Origin of the sequence: Glycomyces buryatensis (assembly GCF_004912275.1) — a bacterium.
Taxonomy (GTDB): Bacteria; Actinomycetota; Actinomycetes; order Mycobacteriales; family Micromonosporaceae; genus Glycomyces; species Glycomyces buryatensis.
Genome location: NZ_STGY01000032.1, coordinates 40,072 through 56,649, shown reverse-complemented (window position 1 = coordinate 56,649; position 16,578 = coordinate 40,072). Strand labels below are relative to the sequence as shown.

14 protein-coding genes, 1 other RNA gene and 2 pseudogenes are annotated in these 16,578 nt (G+C 64.2%); 9 read left to right on the top strand and 8 right to left on the bottom strand.

Annotated features, from left to right (window positions below):
* Window positions 1-6 precede the first annotated feature (6 nt).
* Together smpB and ssrA are read left to right on the top strand one after the other, a co-directional pair.
* A complete protein-coding gene (smpB, locus tag FAB82_RS08720) occupies window positions 7-510 on the top strand; it encodes an SsrA-binding protein SmpB (RefSeq protein WP_136534154.1) in 504 nt (167 codons plus the stop codon).
* Between the two features lie 91 nt (window positions 511-601).
* Window positions 602-974: a transfer-messenger RNA gene (gene ssrA, locus FAB82_RS08715) on the top strand.
* Between the two features lie 625 nt (window positions 975-1,599).
* Here the strand turns inward: ssrA and FAB82_RS28850 are convergent.
* The 5 genes and pseudogenes from FAB82_RS28850 to FAB82_RS08685 form a co-directional block, all read right to left on the bottom strand.
* Window positions 1,600-2,619, bottom strand: a pseudogene (locus tag FAB82_RS28850) (recombinase family protein); the annotation flags it as partial.
* A gap of 731 nt (window positions 2,620-3,350) precedes the next feature.
* A complete protein-coding gene (locus FAB82_RS08700; RefSeq protein WP_136534153.1) occupies window positions 3,351-4,301 on the bottom strand; it encodes a replication-relaxation family protein in 951 nt (316 codons plus the stop codon).
* 275 nt (window positions 4,302-4,576) lie between these two features.
* Window positions 4,577-5,131 carry an NUDIX hydrolase gene (locus tag FAB82_RS08695; protein WP_136534152.1) on the bottom strand — a complete coding sequence of 185 codons (555 nt, stop codon included), beginning with the start codon at window positions 5,129-5,131 and terminating at the stop codon, window positions 4,577-4,579.
* Window positions 5,128-6,261 (bottom strand): NAD(P)-binding domain-containing protein, encoded by a 1,134-nt coding sequence (locus FAB82_RS08690; RefSeq protein WP_211116470.1) that lies wholly within the window; start codon window positions 6,259-6,261, stop codon window positions 5,128-5,130. Before FAB82_RS08690 ends, FAB82_RS08695 begins: the two co-directional genes overlap by 4 nt.
* 68 nt (window positions 6,262-6,329) lie before the next feature.
* A complete protein-coding gene (locus FAB82_RS08685; protein ID WP_136534151.1) occupies window positions 6,330-6,920 on the bottom strand; it encodes a hypothetical protein in 591 nt (196 codons plus the stop codon).
* 44 nt (window positions 6,921-6,964) lie between these two features.
* Here FAB82_RS08685 and FAB82_RS08680 point away from each other — a divergent pair, with 44 nt between their 5' ends.
* Window positions 6,965-8,311 carry a helix-turn-helix domain-containing protein gene (locus FAB82_RS08680; RefSeq protein ID WP_136534150.1) on the top strand — a complete coding sequence of 449 codons (1,347 nt, stop codon included), beginning with the start codon at window positions 6,965-6,967 and terminating at the stop codon, window positions 8,309-8,311.
* Window positions 8,311-8,847, top strand: a complete 537-nt coding sequence (locus tag FAB82_RS08675; protein WP_136534187.1) for an NUDIX hydrolase — start codon at window positions 8,311-8,313, stop codon at window positions 8,845-8,847. Before FAB82_RS08680 ends, FAB82_RS08675 begins: the two co-directional genes overlap by 1 nt.
* Window positions 8,848-9,078: 231 nt before the next feature.
* Here the strand turns inward: FAB82_RS08675 and FAB82_RS08670 are convergent, their stop codons facing one another.
* Window positions 9,079-10,770 carry a hypothetical protein gene (locus FAB82_RS08670; RefSeq protein WP_136534149.1) on the bottom strand — a complete coding sequence of 564 codons (1,692 nt, stop codon included), beginning with the start codon at window positions 10,768-10,770 and terminating at the stop codon, window positions 9,079-9,081.
* 636 nt (window positions 10,771-11,406) lie between these two features.
* Here FAB82_RS08670 and FAB82_RS28840 point away from each other — a divergent pair.
* The 3 genes and pseudogenes from FAB82_RS28840 to FAB82_RS08650 form a co-directional block, all read left to right on the top strand.
* Window positions 11,407-11,565 (top strand): annotated as a pseudogene (locus FAB82_RS28840) (transposase family protein); the annotation flags it as partial.
* 152 nt (window positions 11,566-11,717) lie between these two features.
* Window positions 11,718-12,443 (top strand): hypothetical protein, encoded by a 726-nt coding sequence (locus FAB82_RS27940; RefSeq protein WP_246039519.1) that lies wholly within the window; start codon window positions 11,718-11,720, stop codon window positions 12,441-12,443.
* A gap of 77 nt (window positions 12,444-12,520) precedes the next feature.
* Entirely contained in the window at window positions 12,521-13,276 is a 756-nt protein-coding gene (locus FAB82_RS08650; RefSeq protein WP_136534145.1) for a hypothetical protein, read from the top strand.
* 233 nt (window positions 13,277-13,509) lie between these two features.
* Here the strand turns inward: FAB82_RS08650 and FAB82_RS08645 are convergent, their stop codons facing one another.
* Window positions 13,510-14,472 carry a helix-turn-helix transcriptional regulator gene (locus tag FAB82_RS08645; protein ID WP_211116468.1) on the bottom strand — a complete coding sequence of 321 codons (963 nt, stop codon included), beginning with the start codon at window positions 14,470-14,472 and terminating at the stop codon, window positions 13,510-13,512.
* Window positions 14,473-14,584: 112 nt separating this feature from the next.
* On the opposite strand from FAB82_RS08645, the gene FAB82_RS08640 reads away from it, so the two are divergent.
* Both FAB82_RS08640 and FAB82_RS08635 read left to right on the top strand, forming a co-directional pair.
* Window positions 14,585-15,010, top strand: coding sequence for a VOC family protein (locus FAB82_RS08640; protein WP_136534144.1), 426 nt, complete (start codon window positions 14,585-14,587; stop codon window positions 15,008-15,010).
* Window positions 15,011-15,203: 193 nt separating this feature from the next.
* Window positions 15,204-15,899: a hypothetical protein gene (locus tag FAB82_RS08635; RefSeq protein WP_136534143.1), complete on the top strand. Its 696-nt coding sequence runs from the start codon at window positions 15,204-15,206 to the stop codon at window positions 15,897-15,899.
* A 108-nt stretch (window positions 15,900-16,007) separates the two neighbouring features.
* On the opposite strand, the gene FAB82_RS08630 is transcribed toward FAB82_RS08635, so the two are convergent.
* Complete coding sequence (locus FAB82_RS08630) at window positions 16,008-16,412, bottom strand: DUF2784 domain-containing protein (protein WP_136534142.1); 405 nt, start codon at window positions 16,410-16,412, stop codon at window positions 16,008-16,010.
* Window positions 16,413-16,578 lie beyond the last annotated feature (166 nt).

The window sequence follows — 16,578 nt, the reverse complement described above, 5'->3', positions numbered from 1 at the left end:
TGCTCCGTGTCCAAGAAGAAGCAGGAAAAGGTCAAGCACTCCGGCCCCGAGCGCACGGTCGTGACGTCGAACCGGAAGGCGCGCCACGACTACGACATCCTGGACACCTACGACGCCGGGATGGTCCTCTCGGGGACCGAGGTCAAGGCGCTGCGCCAGGGCCGGGGCAATATCGTCGACGCCTACGCCGAGATCCACAACGGCGAGGCCCGCGTCCACAACTTCCACATCCCCGAGTACGACTACGGGACGTGGACGAACCACCCGCCGCGCCGCATCCGCAAGCTCCTGCTGCACCGCGGCGAGATCGCCAAGCTGGCGAACAAGCTCGATGAGGCGGGCCTGACGCTGGTGCCGCTGTCGGTGTACTTCGAGAACGGCTGGGCCAAGATGGAACTGGGTCTGGCCCGGGGTCGCAAGAACTACGACAAGCGCCAGGCCATCGCCAAACGCGAGGCCGACCGCGAGATCGAACGCGCCGCCGGCGCCGCCCTCAAGCGCGGCCGCTAGTCCCCGCGGTGGGAATATCCGCTCGCGACGGGCGGTTGGACTGAGCTAGAATTCCATGACACAACTAAACAGGGGTAACTCACCTCAACCAGGGGCTGATCGGTTTCGACTCCGTGTGTTGATGTGAGGGAAGCGGGTCGAGGAAGCCAACGCATGTCTCGTTAACCAACGTTGGAAACCAATAAGTGCCAACGCAAAACGCACTGAATTCGCCCTCGCTGCTTAAGCGAGAGTGATTCTGCCGCTCCGGAAGCGCGTTCGTTCCGGATTCGCGGCATCATCTAGAACGCTAGGTCGAGGTCTTGGTCGCTGGGGCATCGAATGACATCAACGGCGAATAGAGCCCGTCTCACCGACTTGTCCGTGTGATCGGTGGGGCTCGATAATAGGTACAGCGGACTGCACCCGGAGAAGTCTCACAAAAGCAGCGGAGGACCAGGGTTCGATTCCCTGCAGCTCCACGACAAGGTCTGGCCTTGAACTCAGGGCCGTCTGAATATTGTTGTCGTCAGCGGCACCAGCCTCCGGGCTGGTGCCGCTTTCGCGTTCCCGGTTCCGGTAGGCCAGGAGCGGCGTGATGCTCGCGCTCGTCGAGCTGGCGGCGATGACCGGGCCCTTGGTCTCGTCGGCGTCGAGGGTGAGCCGGGTGAAGCAGATCGTATTGAGCGTCCGGCGGTCCTCGTCGACGAGTGACTCGTAGAGGCCGCGGGGGTCGGCAAGGAGGTCGAGGAAGGGCGTGACGATGCCCGCGGCTTGGTCGAGACGCGGTGTGCAGTCTGTGGCGAGTTGCACGTCGATGCGCTCTCGCTGGACGTGGATGTCCTGGATCTTCGCGGTGAGTTTCTCGGTGGGCCAGTCGGGGTGGCCGAGCAGTTCGATGATCTGGTTTTCGAGTGCGTCGAGTCGGGTGCGTTCGCGTTTGAGGTTGCGGCGCAGGGTCTGCGTCGTGCTGTGGTCGGTGGCGGCAGCGCTGGCGAGACCGGTCCTGGTCCTCGCAGCTTCGGCGGGTGTGAAGGCGATGGTGGCGTAGTGGGCGGCGACGGTGCGCTCGACGTCGGTGACGGCGAACCGGGGCAGGTCGCAGGAGCCGTTCTCGTTGCGGCTCAGGCAGAGGTAGTAGAAGTAGAGGCGGCCGGTCTTGGATTTGGCGCGCTCGATGATCAACCGGCGCCCGCAGCGCCCGCACCAGACGAGGCCCTTGAGGTAGTGGTTCCACTTGCGTTCGCGCACGCCCGCGCCGTGTTCCTCGTAGAGCACGGTCTGGACCTTGTCGAACAATGCGGTGTCGATGAGGGCTTCGTGTCGGCCGGGGTATTCGGTGCCGTTGAAGGTCACGTAGCCGAGGTAGTAGCGGTCGCGGAGCATCTGACCGATCTTGCGGATCGAGAGCGGCGAACCAGCCGGGTACTTGCGCGTCGGCCGGGACCGCAACCCCGCGCTGGTCGCGAGCTCACAGAGCTTGGGGAAGGAGCGTTGCCCGGTGTCGTACTGCTCGAAGAGCATCTTCACCAGTGGTGCGCGTTCGGGATCGAGGGCGATGGTGCGGATCTCGCGTCCGTCGATGGTCTCGCGGACGTTGAGGTAGCCCAGCGGGGGTTTGCCGGGGGTGCCACCGAGCGCGGCTTTGGCTTCCATCTTGTAGGCGATGTCCTGGCCCGAGACGCGCGACTGGTACTCGTTGAAGCCGTCGACCATGTGCGCCATGAGATCCCCGGTGGGCGAGTCGTCGGTGGGGTCCTTCACGGACAGGATCGCGACGCCGAGGCCTCGGAGTTCGCGTTTGGTGAGGCCTGCGTCGGTGGCGTCGCGGAACAGCCGTGAGCGCATGTACACGATGACGTAGTCGACGTCGTGCTGGTTGCGGATGCGGCCCATCATCTTGCGGAATGCGGGCCGCCCGTCGATGGAACGGCCGGACTTGCCCGGCTCGACGTACTCGTCCACGACCGTGAGTCCCATGCGCTCCGCGAGCTGCGCGCAGGCTTTGCGTTGAGCGGGGATCGAGTTGCCTTCGGGGTCGTAGTCGGTATCGACCTGTCCGCGGGAAGACACCCGCAGGTACACCACCGCCCGGCCCCCGCCCTGATTCTCTGCCTGCTGATCGTTCATGCCGCCGTTTCCCCTCTGGCGTCGCCTATATCGCTGTCAGGGGCCGCCGCACCCGCCGCAGCGTCGCTTGCCGCGCCACCATCACCGGTTTCCCGGCGGAGCGCGGCACGCAGCAGCAGTGCGGCCAACCGGTCGGTGTCGATGACTTCCCGCCGCGCCCCGGTGACCCGAATCCGCTTCGGAACCCGGCTCACCGCCCCCACCACCAGGTAAAAGACCAGGTGGCGGCCCTGGTGGCGACCGTAGCTCGTACTCGATGGGGGTACGAGCCTCCGACTCGGACGGGTGAACGGCCTCGGAGCACGCTCGATGGCAGCGGAGGGCTGACGGCTGCCTCGGGTGCGGGGCGGCGTGATGAGCGGGCCCGGTCGGGCGGTGGTGTGGGAGTTGACCAGTGCAAGGGAGGCGACGCGCCGTCACCCGTGGTCTCAGATGCACCCTAGGTTACTGGAATGTGACTCATGTTGCTAGTGCTGGAGTGGTTCCTGTTGCGGAGGTGCGGCGGTGTCACGCCGATAGGAGGCTGCTCGTTGTCGTCCTAGGACGCTTCGGGGGTAAATATGAATGTATTTAGTAGGACCCGCACGGCGACTTGCTTTTATTCGCAGCGAGCTGCGCAAACACGGTTGTGCGGATGCCGGGGGCGTCTCGGGACTGCTCGTGGAGGTTGGTACGGGAGTGGACCCGGACATGGTTCCGGGAGTCCTCGGCCGCATCCTCGGCCCGTGCGACTACAGGTGTCGGAAGGTGTAGACCTCGGCCAGGCTCCGCATGCCGCCGGGCGAATCACCGGCGCACCACCACACGGGTCCGAGCGGATCGGTGCTGCGGGCGCTCGTGGAGGTGGCGACGAGGCCGAGGCCGCCCGCGGTCGCGAGCCGGTCGTGGAGGTTCGCTTCCCGGCCGAGTTTGGTGAACTCGATGAGCATTATCCGGGGCGGCGCCTCGGCGAGGACTTGCTCGCGGGTCAACCTGCCCTCGTTCACGCGGCTGCGCGCGATGCTCTGGCGCCGGGCGATCTCGCGGTTGTACCAGTCGACCTTGCGCACGAGCCGGTCCAGCGGCTCGGTACCGGTGTCGTACTCGAAGCAGAACTCCCGCTCCTGTCCATCGAAGGCGAGATCGAAGCAGCCGTCCGGGCGCTGACCCGAAGCAGGAGATACGCTCCCGGCCTCGTGTTCGACGTACCAGTGCCGCAACTCGGTCTCAGGGCTGTGGCGGGCGGAGTAGGCCAGGCGTGTGTAGAAGTCGTTCACACCCTCGAGGTGTGAGCGGTGGGCCGAGAAGAACAGCGCATCGGCGTGCTGCTGGGCCTTCGCCTTCGTCGGGGTCCTGCCGGGCTTCGGTTTTTCGGGCTTACCGAAAATGTCCATCCCGGGGTCGCGCTCGAAGTCGGCGACGGCGGCGGCGTGGACCAGGCTCAGGCCGAGCAAGCCGAGGAAGTACCGGTACGCCTCGTGCGTCGAGGGCCGCCGGCGGTCGAGCAGCCCCTTCTCGTGCAGCGTCTTGATCCGGTCGTAGGCCGAGGAAGCGGAGTCGAAGAACACCCGTTCCAACTGCTTGATGGTCAACAGCCGGAACCGGCTCAGATGCTCGATGATCGCATGGTCCCGGTCGGTCAACTGGTGCGCGACCTCGCCCAACGACGCCGCCGCTAGGGCACGTTTACGCCATGACGTCATCAGCCACCACCCCGCGCTGGCGAGGCGGCGACATGCCGAACAGCGACACCGCCTGTAGCGCGGTGCCGTCCTGCCATCGCCCACTTCCAGAGAATCGTGCTCGAATCCTTCCTCGCGATCGGTGGAAGCAGCCCGAGTCGACCGCTTCCGTTGACCGCGAGTGTCGCTCGAAAACTCCGCCGAGATGAGGATTGTGCGGGCCACGCACCCTCACAGGCCCGCACAGCGATCGCTGTGCGGGCCTGTGAGGGTCTGGGATATCCGTCGTTCAGGGCTCAACGCTGGAGCGAGAGGGCGGCTTCGTCGGCGCGGGCCCGCAGGGTTCGGTCTGCGATCTCGTCGGCCGGAACCCACACGGCGTCGGTAACTTCCTCGTCCTGGAGGGCGAGATTGCCTTCGCCGGTGTAGGCGAAGGCGTACCGGAAGTCGGCGTGCCAGTGCTCGGGTTCGCCCTTGGCCGGGGAGTCGGGAATGCGGTGGACCTCGATATGGATCGGGCCCTCGCCGATCGCGGTGAGGTGCTGCGGGTCGAGTCCGGTCTCTTCGGCGAACTCGCGGATGGCCGCCTCGGACAGGGAAGTGTCGTCGGATTCGGTGTGGCCGCCGGGGAGGAGCAGGCGGTCGAGGGCGCGGTGCCAGATGTGCAGGACTTTGCAGTCTTGGTTGAGGACGACCGCACCGCAGGTGACGTGTCCGGCGAGTCGCGTCCGGGTGGCGAGGGGTTCGGGGTTGTCGAGGGCGTCCAGGAGCGGGTCGAGGCCGGGTCTGTCGCCGGGGTAGCGGTTGAGGTAGTCCTCGACGGTCTTGGCGATGTCGTGGTTTCCGATCATGCGTTGCTCCTGTAGTAGTCGAGCCAGATGGCGGCGATCGTTTGGCGGTCGACGGTGGTCATCTCATGGTGTCCGGCATCGAGAGAGCCTGCGGCGAGGCGCGCGGCGGCGGCGAGGATCTCGGCTTGGACGAGGTGGATGAACGGGCCGACGACCGCTCCATGGATGAAGTTGACGGCGTTGCCGCCGTTGTGGAGGTAGAAGTAGTGCCCGATCGTCTCGTACCGGGTGACGTGCTCGGCCACGGCCACCTCGCTGTAGAAGTCGGTGAGCCCGGAGAGGTCGAGTTCGTCCTCGGAGCTGGTGACGGTGGCGATGTGGGCGCCGTTGGCGAGCTTGGTGAAGTCGTCGAACCCGAGGGAGTGGTTACCGGTCGCGCACAGGACCAGCCCGGCACCGGTGATGGCCTCGGCGCATGAGGCGGACACGACGTATCCGGCTGCGAGGGCCTGGGTGGCACGGACGGGGTCGGTGTCGAAGACGCGAACCACTGAGCCCTTGACCTGGAGGGTCGCCGCTGCGGCTCGGCCGAGCTTGCCGTGCCCGATCACGGCGACCGGTCGCCCGATGGGCAAGTCGCCTACGGCCCGCATGAGCGCCTCGGCACTGAACGCGCACGACTGGCCCACGAGGTAGTCCTCGGGCTGTTTCAGCGGCGAGCGCGCCACCGAGTAGACCGGGCACGGGACATCGCCGAGGGCGAGGTAGCGCTGGTGGCCGTTCTCGGTGTCCTCCACGACTCCGACAATCCGTCCGGAGAAGTGCTCGCAGAGGTGGCCGAGGACCGGAGCAAAGTAGCCACCGACGTCGAGCAGGACCACCGAACGATTGGATGCCCGCTTCTCCAGGAACGCGAGGGCGGCTTCAGCATCGGCGAAGAGTTCGCGGGTGAGCTGGTCGACTTGGTGCCGCGCCGCGACTTCGTTAAGCGTTTCCGGGTCGACGCTCTTGGGCTTGGGCAGCAGAGCGGCGAGCTCGCCGAGGCCGGCGACGGCGTCGACGAAGGCGGGCCGCTCGCCCAGCAGGTGCGTGATGGCGATGACCGCGATCGGCTCTTTCGGGGCGAAGGTCTCGGTGATGCGGGTGAAGAAGCTCGATCGGCGCGCGAGTGCCGTGGTTTCGATGGTCATGACTTGCTCCCGAAGGTGGAGGGGTGGAGGCCGCCGCCCACCCGGCGGTCTCCTGGGGGAAGAAAGGTCTATCGCCCGCCGCGAGGAGCGGTCTGGGTCAGGATCGCTTCGCACTCGCTGCGCCACTGGCGTCGGCGTTCTTCAGGCGTGCCCTTCCATCCTGGGCGGGTGACGAGGCCGCAGATCCGGCCGTGCTCGTGGAGCAGGTCAGCTACCGGTGTGAGTCCGTTCTCGGTGTTCACCACGCTCAGCACCGCGTGCTCGTTGGCAGTGGTGGGTTCGACGGCGAACCGGAATCCGTCGAGCTCGAAGACGCCGATCACGCTCGCGGGCAGTGGTGCAGGATGGACGGGACGGATGTTCTCGGCGTGCCAGTCGGCAATGAGCCAGGCGATGTGGTTGCGCTGCTGGACCTTCCAGGCCGTGGTCTGCTCGTTCCAGGGTGGATCCCACCGAACTTCGCGAACCACGCCGCCCGCGTGGGCGGCGTATCCGATCTTGATCGGATCGCCGTTGTAGTCCAGCCAGATCGAGGCGTACCCGGTCTTGCGGCGGGCTTTGAGCCGCAGCACGTTTCCGGTCGCGGTCTGCCACTCTCCCAGAATCTCGAATCCGGCCATGCCGCCTCGGTTCGTTCCCTGCATGGTCTTGCTTGCCATCAGATCCACCCTTCACCTGCCGTGTCGGTCTCCTGATCGGGCGAATGACGTCTTGCGCCGGTTGGTTGTACGCCCGTAGCCTTGATTCCAACAGGCACAAACCGTCCAAACCAGAGCATCAACGCTGCACTCATGAGGCACGAATGAGGCATCGAAGCGGTGACCTGGGGTGTTGCGCGGTTCCGAGGTGGAGGTGGGCCGTGGCGAAACGGCGTGAGGCGCTCATCCGGCGCCGAAAGTCGCTGGGCCTCAGCCAGGAGCAGGCCGCTGACCGGCTTGGCGTCGAACGATCCACAATCTCCCGATGGGAACGAGGCGAGAATGAACCTTTGCCGTGGGTCAGGACCGACCTCGCAGCCCTGCTCGAAGTCAACGCGGCTCAGCTCGAACGAATGCTCACCGACAGAGGTCCAGAGCCCACCTCACCGGCTCGATCCCGATCTCAAGGACTTGCAGTCGTTCCATCGCCGAGACACAGTGCGGTGAGCGTCGAAGACCTCCGCAGGATCGAACAAACCCGCGCTCACTTCCAGGAGATGTACCGCCGCGTTGGCGGCGTGCCGACCCTGCCCAGGATCAGCGCCACCCTCGACCAGCGAGTCGCACCAATGCTGCGCACCGCCTACGAGAACAACCTCGGCCGTCAACTCTTCCGCGCTGCCGGAAGCCTCACCGCATTCGCCGGAATCTGCGCCTACGACGCCGACCAGCAGATGGCCGCCACTGCTCGCTTCGCTGAAGCCCTCGGACTCGCCCGCGCCGCGGCCGACCTGCAATTCGAGGGCTACCTCCACGCACTACTCGCCAACCAAGCCATGCACCTTGGCGAGCTCGACCAAGTCCTCGACCACACCGAAACCGTGCTCGACACCCTCGGCGACCAACTCAACCCCGCACTGACCTGCGACCTCCACAGCCTCGCCGCGAAAGCTCACGCCCGCCTGGGAACATCCCGCGCTTGCCACCGCCACCTCGAAGCAGCCGAAACCGATGCCGACCGCACATGGAACGGCCCGGACCTGCCCGAGACCTCCTACATGACCCCAGGCCTCGTCCAGCTCCAGACTGCGGAAGCCCTCCGACGCCTCGGCGACACCAGCGCCGCACGCACCTATGCCGACGAGGCCGTCCGCACCGCGCCCGGGACGCACCTGCGAGGCCAGGTCCATCGCTGGGCCGGCTACGCCCTCGTACTCACTGCTCAAGGAGAAATCGAGGAAGCCGCCGATGCAGCCGCGACCATGCTCGATCGCGCCGTGGGCATGGAGTCCGGCCGACTCCACGACCGCCTCACCAGCGTCGTCAGCGCCTTGCAGCCGTACTCGGCGGCACCTGACGTGGCGAGTACGCTCGAACGCGCCGAAGTCCAACTCACGGAACCGGGAGCATGATGCGCTGGCAGGTCAACTCCAAGCGGACGCTTTACCGGGACCAGTGGGTCCACGTGCGCACCGCCGACGTCGAACTCCCCGATGGCCGCCACCTTGACCACCGTCTCATCGAAACTGGCCCCGGAGCGGGAGCCGTCGTCGTCAACGACGGCAAGGTCCTCCTGTTGTGGCGCCACCGCTTCATCACCGACACCTGGGGCTGGGAAATCCCCATCGGCGGCATCGAACCCGACGAGACCCCCGAACAAGCCGCCCGCCGCGAAGTCGAAGAAGAAACCGGCTGGCGCGCCACTGGTCCACTCACTCCGCTGGTCTACACACAGCCCTCGCCAGGCCTCATGACCGCCGAACACCACATCTTCAAAGCCGAAGACGCGGAACAAATCGGCGAACCCGCAGACAGCTTTGAGTCCGAGCGGATCGAGTGGGTACCGCTGAGTGACATCCATTCGCTCATCGCCAAAGGCGACGTCAGCTCCGGAACGACCCTTGTGGCGCTCCTCTACTTGAGCGCCGAGCGACCCCAGCTTCACTAGATGATCTAAACAATTCAAATCATGTCGGACGCGAGAAGGACTCGGTCTGTACTGCGGCCAAGTTCTCGATCATAAGTACTCAGATCGTCAAGGCCGTCGAGGCGTCGATCAGGTTGAAACAGGCTCAGTGAGTCTTTCTCATCCTCGGTGGCAATGAGGAAGCTATTAATCTCCTAATTGGAGTGTGCGATCCACTCGCTACCCTTCGAACCGGTTCCCCCAAATTGCGGACTAGATTTGAGGAAGCAAGTCTCCCACTCTTTCCAAGGCGAAAGTGGGTGCTGTGCGGAGGATGGCAATAGCTTTGAGCGGTGTATCCCCCACCTTCACGGGCGAATCACTCTTGCTAGAAGAAGACCCACGTATCTTCTTTGAGATGATATTACCTCCTTGGTAGTCAAGGATGTGAATGCCTCGTTTCAGGCGGGATCCCGAGAACTGACTCAGGTCCAACATATATGCCTCAAAACGGTGTCCTGCTGCGTGCGGATCGGAAACGCCATCATCCACTAGGTGAATTAGGCGAAGATCCAACAAGTCGGTCAGGATGTTGTAATTGCTTGGCAAATTCTCCTTATCGCGGTAGCTAATTAGGAAATAGGTGTGGCTCGTTTCCTCGAGGCAAAAAGATCGCACCTTCTTCAGTGCTGCCAGGGTGCGCGTAGCCGAAGCCACGTCCGAGGCCATATCCTCTTCGAGCTCTTGCACCTTCGCTTGAGCTGCATCGCCAGCGGCCTGATTAACGTCCTGAACGCCCACCAACTTTGCATTCTGCCTTCTTTGAGCTCGTTGGATGGAATTTTGGGCGAGAATAAGATAGTCACGCGGAACGCCGCCCGAAGCAAGAACAAGTCGGTCGAGCGCTGTCGAGCTAAAAATCCTAGTTAGAGAGGGGATTCCTACATGTCGCGCATACTCGGTCAGGATGTTCTCTAGGAAGCGTTTTGCCCTGCCCGGGTCTTGCAATGTGACGTCAAGGTCAAGTAGATCAGCATCATGCATCGTTTGCAGGCCCAGAGGGGGGGCCGACTGCCACCAGCGAGTCAAATGCCGAATGGAGGCTACTTTTAGCCAGGCGTTACAGTCTCGAATGCATCCGTGCAACATGTCTAGAATCATGGGCTGATCTTTTCGTGGAAGATAATAAAAATCATCCACGAAAATGTAGATGCGCAGCCCATTTGAATCCAAGAATCGCTTAAGGACTCGTTGAACTTTTGGGATCAAGCGGGTGGCCAAGTCGTCAGCCGTGGAATCCACCGAAAGCAGGCCACGGATCTCGTCGTTAAGCTCTGTCGCACCCACTGAAATCGACGACGCGGATTGAATGCGCTGCTGTCGCGTGATCACTGCCTGGATGATGTCCTCAAGAATAAAGAGGAATACCCTGTTGGACTTCTCGTTCCTAAGGGTCTGCATGTTAGACCATGAGGAGATATTGGAGTTCTCATCCAAACTACGCTTTGCCTCGACAAGCAAGGCACTCTTTCCGGCACCCCGGCGGCCGAAAATCAAGTGGTGCCTAGGAGTTGTGACCGCAAAGAGATTTCGGTCCGCATCCTTAACGTACGACAGACTGGGCTGAATCTCTGAAACCCTTGAGCGCGCGCTAATGAGATTTGTTAGGTCGACAGAGCGACTATCCTGTACCCCTGCGGAAAGTGGCTTCATCTCCTTCTCAAGGAGTTCATCAGGAGCCTTCCTGACGATCACGAAGGCTCGATCACCTGGTGTTGAGATCTCCTCATCAAGGTCGTTTCCTACGACTGCGGCCTCGGCAACATCTGCCTCCCGCACGTAGACAATGTAGTTTGTTTCGTCAGGGTACTCGCGCACCATGACTTCGACCACTCGAATGCCGGCGCGCTGTTGGAACGCATCCTTAATGTGAGAAGAGCGATCACCGTAGATAGGCTTGCTCATACGTGTGAACATCCCTTCTGCTTCAGATATTGCGTTGCAATTTGCAGGAAAGCCGGAGCGGTGACACCGAGTGCCGTCGCCAAGGGATGCCAGTGACTTCGAGATTCGGGATATGGGTCATAGTCCGCGCTGTTTCGATTTAGGCGGGCATCCTTAAGCTCGTTCTGCCAGTAGCTACTTCGCGGGAAATCGTCAGGTAGCTTACCTGGGAGAACTGAATGCTTCTCGTGATCATCTCCGCCGTGATTGAAATATACAACGGCACGGGCAGCGTGATACATTGAATAGTAATATCTACTGATCGCGCTTCGATCTTGTCCAGGTCTCGAGTTAAATGCCTTATTTGCGGAGACAAGGAACGATGCTGAGAACCTTATGCGATCCGCGCAGACCTGATGTTTTAGGTCGCTTATGACGCGCGAGCTTCGGGTTTGCAAGCTGACGCCTTCGGCGAACATCTCCAGGGTCTTCTTGTCGGCCTGAGTTATGCGTGCAAGTACATCTTCGATGTTGGGGGTTCCCCCGGAGGTCCCGGCTCCGATACTTGGCATCACGCCGAGAATTCTATCTGCCTCTGTCTCGTGTCTGGGGGGCGGTGGCCATTGATGTATCTCGGCAGGGTGACAATTGCAGTGTGTGAGCGAAAGTCCCTGGGACGCAAGCTGCCGGGCCCTCGGCCCCGGCAACCAGGCGCTGCTCACCCTCTCCTACCTGCACCAGGGCCATACCCACGAGCTGCTCACCCCAGGGTTCGGGATCTCGCGGGCCACCGCTGCCAGGCGGGGGAACGAGCTCCTCGACCTGCTCTTGACCGGCGCCGCGGTTGCGGTCCGGCCTGCGCCACGAGAAGCGTTCGGGCCGGGGCTTCGTCATCATCGACGGCACACAGCAGTTTGGCCTCGGCCACGGTTGCCGAGTGTTCGGCGGGTTTTCGCTAGGCTGCGTCGGTGGATCGGTGGTCGGAAGTTGATGAGCGTGAGCTCGGTTGGCTGGTCGATGTCTGCGGGCAGGAGGTCACCGGGTTCGGGCCTCCGCCGTATCCTGCAGGGCTTTGGATTCTGCATGCCATGTATGAGGCGGAGACCGAGGCCCTTGCTGCTCATCGAAGGGCTCAGGATGAGGATGAGGCCGACAAGTCGGGGTGGCCCGCTGATCCCGGACCGGGGTGGCGGCGGCTGCGTTGGCATGAGCTGGCCGAGCGAACTGGAGATCCGTTGGTGGCGCAGCATGTAGCGCCGCAATATCGAGTGCCCTCGTTTCGGGCGTTCCCTTCAGTTCGGCAAGGGGACGGACTGTGGGAGACGATCAGGTGGCCGGATTGGGGCAGCTTGGATCGGGAGAGCTTCCGCTGTCTTGCTGACATTTTGCAGCGTTTCTCAGGTCCGGACTTGGTTGCGTACGCTCATCCTGCATTTCTCCGAGATCCGCAGGCCAGCCCGCGCGTATTCCGAGGCCACCTTCGTGACTTGGAGGCCCTTGAGCAGCTCGACGTCCATTACGGCCCGGCGAACATTTGGCCTGTTGACCGATCCTGGCTGGTTTATACCGACTGGGACTTGTCGGGAACGAAGGTCTACGGCCCCCCAGAGCTGCTGACGATGATCGAGGAGGACGAGTTCCTCGAAACGGTCTGGTTGCCGCTGCCGGGAGACGCCTCAAACGCGACGGTTTGAGTTCTGGCCCCTCGACCATGCCAGTGCTCGCCGGAATCTCGTTGGCAGGTCTGCGCCCGGTTTTGCATGCTTGGGCGATGCAGCAGTTGGTTCGTGTCTTCGAGGACTTCGTCTACGACTTCGATGGTGGTGTCGATGTGCCGATGGAGGCGGCGCATGCCCTTGCGCGCGGCCTCGATACCCCTGCACTGGTTGAGCTCGCTGGGCTGGACCGCAGTCAGACCCGCGACATCCGTGATCTGATCCCTGTCGTGGCCGGACAACTCGGGATCTTTCTTCCAACCCGTGAGGCCGTGGTGAGTCGGCGAGTAAAAGAGACTTCGGCCAGCTACCTCGCCGGGAGCGTCGGGTTCGTCGACAGCCTCTCGAACGTGTTGTGGTGGTTCATGAGGTACTTCGACGATGGATCGTCTCGCTGCTGTGATTCGATGCTTTGGTTGGACCTATGGCTTTCGTCCGGCGAGCTTGAAGACGACTGGACCTACTGGTACGGCTCGCAAGAAGCTGCCGAGGTGGCATTTCGCGAGCATTGCTCGGCGGTCGTTGAAGGTCGATCGTGCCCGACATCCGACCGGCGCTGCTTAGCCATCGGAACATGGAACCAGGCGCGCGCAGCGGGATACCTGAGCTGTCCCGATGGTCAAAGGTCACCGGCGCGTGTCTCGTCTCTGTTCATCCCGGGCTTCCCTGACGAGGCGTTTGACGCTGGAGCGGCTGATGCCGTACTTCTCTGCGAGCGTCTTCTGGAGTACGCCTGCCTCGTACTCGCTCACGATCGCGGCACGATCCGCGTCGGAGAGGCGCCGGTCAAGGGCCCAGGGTCTTCCGTTTGATGACCGGGGTTTGGGCTGGTCGGGCGCGGGGCAGGGGTCAGGATTTCGGGTAGGGCGGTTGAAGAGGTCAGGGAGCCGGTTTGCGTGGGTGTTGAGCTGGGGTGATGGGTTCAAGTAGGCCGTTGCCAGCTCCACACACCCACATGGGCCCCTCGCGGGGCCCATGTGTTCGTCTGTGCCCGCTTGTGAGCGGCTGCGATCGGCGTCCCCGGGGCTCCTGCCGGACTCCTCATCTAGCGACTCGAATCCGCGGCGGCGGCGAATCGGTCGGCCAGGCGGGCGAAGGTAGACGCGAGTTCGGGCGGGTGCACGGACTCGATGTCGGCGTCGAACCGGCCGATCGCTGTGGCCAGCGCGGCCCACGACCATGAGCCGAGGGTGAGCCGGCACCGCTCCGAGCCGAGATCCTCGACGACAGCGTCACCGACGAAGGGGGCCGCAACTGCGGCGGGCATGGCGAGGACCGCTGCTCCGGTGCAGGGCCAGACATCGGGGCCGTCCGATCCTTTGAATCTGGCACGCACGAAGTCCTGTACGTCGCCTCCGGGTAGCTCGCGCGGAGTGAAACGTGGCCCGTTCGGGGAGCGAGGCGCGATCCGGTCGACCCGGAAGACGCGCCAATCGTGACGGTCGAGATCCCATGCGATCAGATACCAGCGTCCACCCCAGGTGACGATGTGGTGCGGTTGTGTCCGGCGTCGAGTCTCCTCTCCGTGGGCGGCGTAGTCGAATCGCAGCTCTTCACGGGCCCGCACGGCGGCGCCGAGCGCCACAAGCTCGTCGGGCCCGACCGGTGGCCCGGCCGGTTCAGGGCGGGATGGAACGGCGGTGACCTGCAACGTGTCGACACGATGGCGAAGCCGGGAGGGCAGGACCTGGCGGATCGTCGCAAGCGTGCGCGCCGCTGCCTCCTCTAGGCCCGCACCGGTGACGGTCTTGAGCACCACGGTAAGCGCGACCGCTTGCTCATCGTCGAACAGCAGTGGCGGGAGGGCCGACCCCGCCTCGAGACGGTAGCCGCTATGCGGCCCCTTGCCCGCGTGAATGCGGTACCCGAGCTCGCGCAGGCGATCGACATCGCGCCGCACGGTGCGCTCGCTCACCTCCAGGCGTGCGGCCAACTCCCCGCCCGGCCAGCCTCGGGGTACCTGGAGCAGCGACAGGAGCTTGAGCATCCGCGATGAGGTTTCGGCCATGGCCGCAATCCTGCCATTGGTAGCGGACATTCTCTGTCCGCTACTGCTGCCAGCCTGGTGACGCGTCGGGCGAAGGCCGCCCGGCGGCAGGCAATCGAGCAAGGAGCAACACATGACCGTGAATGTCACGCCCCATCTCAACTTCCGCGGGGACGCTCGGGCGGCGCTGGAGTTCTACGAGTCCGCCTTCGGTGGTGACCTCGTCATCACCACCTACCGCGACATGGGGAACGTCCAGGACCCTGCCGAGGCCGAACACATCGTGTGGGGTCAAGTCGTGGCCGCGAACGGGTTCAGGGTGATGGCCTACGACGTGCCGGGGTCGCGCTCGTGGAGCCGGGGCGAGGACCCGTTCTTCGTGTCGGTCCGCGGCGACGACGTCGAGGAGATCACCTCTGCCTGGAAGGGACTCGCGAAGGGCGCGACCATCGTGCAGCCGCTCGGCCCCTCGCCGTGGGCCGCCCTCTACGGGATGTTGAAGGACCGCTTCGGCGTCACCTGGGTCATGGACGTCCTCGGCGATCCTGACCCGTCCTGATGCACGGCCAGTATGGCCTTGACCTGGTGCTTTGAGTCGTAGTTTGCGGCCGGAGGGTCCACGCACCCACATGGGCCCCCTTGCGGGGCCCATGTGTTCGTCTGTGCCCGCTTGTGAGCGGCTTCAGCTGGCGTCATCACAAACTCGCGACGACACCTCGCAATCCGGCGCATTCTCGGGTTGGATCTCACCCATGAGTCTTCACTCGTTCCATCTCGCTCAGATACCGATGCGCGAAGCGGTCGGTGCGCTCCTCGGTCCACCTTCGGCATCGGGGCTGCATCACATCGAGGTGCTCGCCGGGATGCAGTTGGGTGCACCCGTGGTGTCTCCGCGTCGGATGCAGATCCGACGCCTCGCCGTATTCGCCGAGTGGGCCGAAGCGGCGGCGCTCGAGGAATTCCTCGCGCGGCACCCGTTCGGCCGAAGGCTCGGCGGCGGGTGGCACGTGAGGCTCGAGTTCCTGCGCCGCTGGGGCACGGTGCGGGAACTGGCCCACCTCCCCGCCGAAGCCGAGCGGACCGATCCCGCCGAGCCCGTGGTCGCGGTGACGCTCGCCCGAATGCGTCTACCCGAACTGCCGCGTTTCCTCCACTGGGGCAGGCCCGTCGAACGTCAGGTTCGGGATCACCCCGAAACGACGCTGGCACTCGCGGCGATGCGGCCGCCCCGAACGGTCTCCACGTTCTCGGTCTGGACCAGCGCTCGCGCGATGACGGGCATGGTCTTCGGACGCGACGACGGCGACGCCGCCCGTCTCCACGGCAAGGCGATGGCCGAACGGGACCGACGGGACTTCCACCGCGAGTTCACGACGCTGCGTTTCCGGCCGCTGTCCGAGCACGGATCGTGGGGAGGCCGGTCGGACTTCATCCCCTGGGTCGAGTGAACAGGGTCAGGTCCCACGTCCACCGGATGGGATGCCGCAGTCGCACTCGAGCACACGGCCAGGGCCGCGATCGCCGCCCACTGCGACGAACCCGACCAGCGCGAATGATCAGTGGGTGACCGTGGGCCCGGAGGTGGTGGAACCGGTCGGCCGCAGCCGGCGGCGGCGCTCCGCGAGGAGCGCTCCAGTCCAGGAGACGGCGATGATCAGGGCGGCCAGGACGCGGGCGGGGAGGATGTATTCGACGGGATAGACGACGCCTTCGATGTAGGTGTCGATGAACCCGGTCGGCTCCAGCCCCGCCTGCCCGGCTCGCAGCCGCAGGTAGTGCTCGACCGGAGTGAGCGGGCAGTCGAAGTCGAACGCGGCGATGATCAGCCCGTAGGCGACCACGGCGGCGTGAGGGAACCACGCCCTGGGCCAGCGCCAGGCGAGGAAGCCGCCCAGCAGCACGTACACCAGGAACAGGAAGTGGAGCGTCATCGCGACGTCGGCGAGGACGCGGTAGACCACGGCGCACCTCCCGAAGCGGGCTACGCCTCAATCGTCGCAGAGCACCGCGCGGAATTCCAGTCCTGGGTAGGGCTGATTGCACCTTCGCGCGGGGCCGGCGCTGCCCGAAACCGGCCAGGTCGCGTCACTGCGGACGCTGCGGCTGCGACGCTCGTGCCGCCGTTTC

Bases quoted from the DNA above. Each gene is read 5' to 3' on its own strand.
- FAB82_RS08640 (WP_136534144.1), top strand. From the start codon at position 14,585: ATGACCGTGAATGTCACGCCCCATCTCAACTTCCGCGGGGACGCTCGG.
- FAB82_RS08700 (WP_136534153.1), bottom strand. From the start codon at position 4,301: ATGACGTCATGGCGTAAACGTGCCCTAGCGGCGGCGTCGTTGGGCGAG.
- FAB82_RS08690 (WP_211116470.1), bottom strand. From the start codon at position 6,261: ATGACCATCGAAACCACGGCACTCGCGCGCCGATCGAGCTTCTTCACC.
- FAB82_RS08635 (WP_136534143.1), top strand. From the start codon at position 15,204: ATGAGTCTTCACTCGTTCCATCTCGCTCAGATACCGATGCGCGAAGCG.
- FAB82_RS08680 (WP_136534150.1), top strand. From the start codon at position 6,965: ATGACGTCTTGCGCCGGTTGGTTGTACGCCCGTAGCCTTGATTCCAAC.
- FAB82_RS08685 (WP_136534151.1), bottom strand. From the start codon at position 6,920: ATGGCAAGCAAGACCATGCAGGGAACGAACCGAGGCGGCATGGCCGGA.
- FAB82_RS08675 (WP_136534187.1), top strand. From the start codon at position 8,311: ATGCGCTGGCAGGTCAACTCCAAGCGGACGCTTTACCGGGACCAGTGG.
- FAB82_RS08670 (WP_136534149.1), bottom strand. From the start codon at position 10,770: ATGAGCAAGCCTATCTACGGTGATCGCTCTTCTCACATTAAGGATGCG.
- FAB82_RS08650 (WP_136534145.1), top strand. From the start codon at position 12,521: ATGCAGCAGTTGGTTCGTGTCTTCGAGGACTTCGTCTACGACTTCGAT.
- FAB82_RS08645 (WP_211116468.1), bottom strand. From the start codon at position 14,472: ATGGCCGAAACCTCATCGCGGATGCTCAAGCTCCTGTCGCTGCTCCAG.
- FAB82_RS08695 (WP_136534152.1), bottom strand. From the start codon at position 5,131: ATGATCGGAAACCACGACATCGCCAAGACCGTCGAGGACTACCTCAAC.